Source organism: Streptomyces triticirhizae (assembly GCF_003696235.1).
In the GTDB taxonomy this organism is placed as follows: Bacteria; Actinomycetota; Actinomycetes; order Streptomycetales; family Streptomycetaceae; genus Streptomyces; species Streptomyces triticirhizae.
Window position 1 is genome coordinate 1 of record NZ_RFFJ01000344.1, and the last position, 3,012, is coordinate 3,012.

At 71.5% G+C, this 3,012-nt stretch carries 4 protein-coding genes; 1 reads left to right on the top strand and 3 read right to left on the bottom strand.

The window, feature by feature from the left end:
- Nucleotides 1-292 precede the first annotated feature (292 nt).
- The 3 genes from EBN88_RS29370 to EBN88_RS29380 all read right to left on the bottom strand — a co-directional run bounded on the left by EBN88_RS29370 (nucleotide 293) and on the right by EBN88_RS29380 (nucleotide 2,422).
- A complete protein-coding gene (locus tag EBN88_RS29370) occupies nucleotides 293-685 on the bottom strand; it encodes a roadblock/LC7 domain-containing protein (RefSeq protein ID WP_122400027.1) in 393 nt (130 codons plus the stop codon).
- A gap of 322 nt (nucleotides 686-1,007) precedes the next feature.
- Nucleotides 1,008-1,190, bottom strand: a complete 183-nt coding sequence (locus EBN88_RS29375; RefSeq protein WP_122400028.1) for a hypothetical protein — start codon at nucleotides 1,188-1,190, stop codon at nucleotides 1,008-1,010.
- Between the two features lie 146 nt (nucleotides 1,191-1,336).
- Nucleotides 1,337-2,422 (bottom strand): fatty acid desaturase family protein, encoded by a 1,086-nt coding sequence (locus EBN88_RS29380; RefSeq protein WP_122400029.1) that lies wholly within the window; start codon nucleotides 2,420-2,422, stop codon nucleotides 1,337-1,339.
- Between the two features lie 307 nt (nucleotides 2,423-2,729).
- On the opposite strand from EBN88_RS29380, the gene EBN88_RS29385 reads away from it, so the two are divergent.
- Nucleotides 2,730-3,012: hypothetical protein (locus EBN88_RS29385; protein WP_158621585.1), on the top strand; the 283-nt coding region annotated here is incomplete at its 3' end.

Below are 3,012 nucleotides of genomic sequence, written 5' to 3' on the forward strand. Positions count from 1 at the left end.
ACGCGCCCTCGTGGACCGACCGTCAGCGTCACGCGGCCGGTGACCGTGGGCCGCGCGGGCCAGGGCAGGCTCAGGACGCCGGTGCCGCGCGCGGTCGGCGCGCGCCGGGCGCGCCCCCCTGGCGCCAGGACCGGGGTGGTGGGCTCGATCAGGGAGAAACTCTGCGGATACATGGCTACCTCCAGCACGCAACGCTAACTGTCAGTAGCCACCCTAGCCACACCCACGCCCCGTTGGCAACCCTGCGTAGTCAATCCCTCGCGTTGAGTTCCCTGTGGGGCGTCAGAGGGCGTCAGAGGGCCTCCCTGGCCGCCAGTCCCATGTGTTCGCCGACCTTGTTGACCAGCAGCGTCATCTCGTAACCGACCTGCCCCACGTCGGCGTCGGCCCCGGTGAGGACGCACAGACAGCTGCCGTCGCCGGCTGAGGTCACGAAGAGCACCCCGTCGTCGAACTCGATCATCGTCTGACGGACGTCGCCGACGCCGAAGTGTTCCCCCACGCCCTTGGCCAGGCTGTGCAGCCCGGAGGCGACGGCGGCCAGGTGCTCGGCGCTGCTGCGCCGCAGGCCCCGGCTCACCGAGGTCACCAGTCCGTCGCTCGACAGAAGCAGGACGTGCCTGACCCGAGGTAGCCGCTGCGCCAGGTCGTCCAGCAGCCAGTCGAGCGTGGTGCTCAGTGCCATCCCCAGCTCCCCCTTCTCGTAAGGCGACCGCTGTGTCAGCCTTCCCCAGCAAGCGGTTGTGGGCAACCGTTTGGGCCACACCGCTATGCGGAAGGGACCGTACCGTTTCCGTTTCTCGATCGGCTCGGCGGGTGCCTCGTCGAGGCGGAAGGGGCAGGGGAGAAACGGCTTCAGGGCCCTGGCCACGCGGCCGGGGCCCTGCGACAACAACGACGGGGACACGACAAAGCCCGGCCGAAACCCCCGCGAAAAGCCGGCGCGAACACGGCCGAACATCGTCGGGAAAACGTCCGGGAATCGTCGAAAGGACGGCGCCGGCGCCCTAGCGGCCCAGCTCCTTGCGGCCCACCCGCCGCAGCCGGGTGCGCTGCGAGGAGTCCAGCAGGAAATAGGCGCCGGCCGGAATTCCGACCATCACCAGCAGGGCGATCCAGAAGCTGGTCAGCCACCAGAGCACCACCCCGACGCCCAGCGCGCCGATCGCGACCTTCGCACCACGAGACATGGTCCGCACCTCCTCGCCGCGGCGAGGGTCGCCCCGGCACTTCGTCAACGTCTCTCCAGAGGCCACCGTTCCGCGCGAAGAGGTACCGGGGCGGCGCGCGCCGTTCGACCGGCGCGCGCCGCCCCGCATCGACGCTCGGTCCGGCGTCAGCGCCCCGCGCGCCGCTCGGCGCGCAGCTCAGCGCCGATGCCGTGCATGTGCGTGAGCGCCTGCCGGTAGGAGTCGACCAGCCCGGTCTCCGCGTAGGAGACGCCGATCGACCGGCAGTAGTCGCGCACCAGCGGCTGGGCGCGGCGCAGGTTGACCCGGGGCATGTTCGGGAAGAGGTGGTGCTCGATCTGGTAGTTGAGCCCGCCCATCATCCAGTCGGTGAGCAGCCCGCCGCGCACGTTCCGCGAGGTCAGCACCTGGCGGCGCAGGTGGCCCCAGCGCACGTCGGGGTCGGGCATCTCCATGCCCTTGTGGTTGGGCGCGAAGACGGCGCCCAGGTGCAGGCCGAAGAGCGCGTGGTGCACCAGCGCGAAGACCAGGGCCTTGCCCAGGCTCATGGTGCTCAGCAGCAGCGCGGCGTAGGCCACGACGTGGGTGATCAGCAGCACGCTCTCGGTGGCGCGGGCCCGGCCCCGGCCCTCCCAGCCCTCGCCGGCGGCCAGCATCCGGGCGCTGGCGACCTTCAGGGCGATGCCTTCGAGCAGCAGCAGCGGGAAGAAGAGCCTGGCCTGGTTGCGGGTGAGCCAGCGGGCGAAGCCGGTGCGCTTCTCGGCCTGACCCTCGGTCCACACGAGCACGCCCTCGCCGACGTCGGGGTCCTTGTCGACGTGGTTGGGGTTGGCGTGGTGCCGGTTGTGCTTGTCGTTCCACCAGGCGGAACTCATGCCGAGCAGCAGGTTGCCGTGGATCAGCCCGAGGGCCCGGTTCACCTTGCGGCTGCTGGCGATCTGGGAGTGGCCCGCGTCGTGTCCGAAGAACGCGGTGCGCGTGGTGAACAGCGCCATGGGAACGGCGAGCAGGACGGTCCACCACGAGTTGCCGGCCAGCAGCACGGCGGCGACGACCGCCGCGAGGGCCACGGCGTTGGCACCGAGGTGGACGGCGTACCAGCCCAGGCGCCGGTCCAGGAGCCGCTGCTCCTTGATCAGCCGCGACAGCGGCGTGAACTCGCCCGCGTCGGGCGTGGCCGACGGGTTGGCGGCGCGCGGCGGGGTGATGACGGCGGTGGGCTGTGCTGCCATGGGAACTCCGGTATGAGGAAACGGTGGTGGCCTCACTCTATGAGTCGCTCACGGTGGGTGACCATGGCAGCAACCCCCCAGTGGGGGTGTACCCAGCGCCACCATGGGAGGCGTATCGGCCCCGCTTTGCGCCCCTTTGGTGCCCTCGTGAGCGCGCGTTCCCACGGTGGCGTCGCGCCGGCGGGATTCCCCCGAGGAGGCGTTTTGGGTCGGGCCGTCCGGTGGAGTACCCTCGGCCGTCGCCCGCCGGCTAGTCAAATTTGATGAAACGGGTCGAGGAGTGTGTCGAGGAGTGTCGAGGAGTCCTGTGTCAGCCAGCCCGCCCACCCCACCGCAGGTCGCCGCTCTCCTCAACCTCGCCGCCACCGTGCTGCCGGCCGATCCGCCCCGGCTCTCCCGGGTCGCGTTCTGGGACCCGGACGGCTCCGCGCCCGAGGTCGCCGGGCTGCCCGAGGAGGAGTTGACGGTGGCGTTGCCCCGGGCCGACGGCGTGGTCGGGCCGGTCACCGTGCCGGCCGCCGTGCTGCCCGTCGCGGCCGCACTGCCGGTGCTGACCCGCGCGCGGGCCGCCCGTCGCGCCGCGCCGGCCG

What these genes read in the sequence shown, in the direction of transcription:
- EBN88_RS29370 (WP_122400027.1), bottom strand. Translation starts at nt 685, where the DNA reads ATGGCACTGAGCACCACGCTCGACTGGCTGCTGGACGACCTGGCGCAG.
- EBN88_RS29380 (WP_122400029.1), bottom strand. Translation starts at nt 2,422, where the DNA reads ATGGCAGCACAGCCCACCGCCGTCATCACCCCGCCGCGCGCCGCCAAC.
- EBN88_RS29375 (WP_122400028.1), bottom strand. Translation starts at nt 1,190, where the DNA reads ATGTCTCGTGGTGCGAAGGTCGCGATCGGCGCGCTGGGCGTCGGGGTG.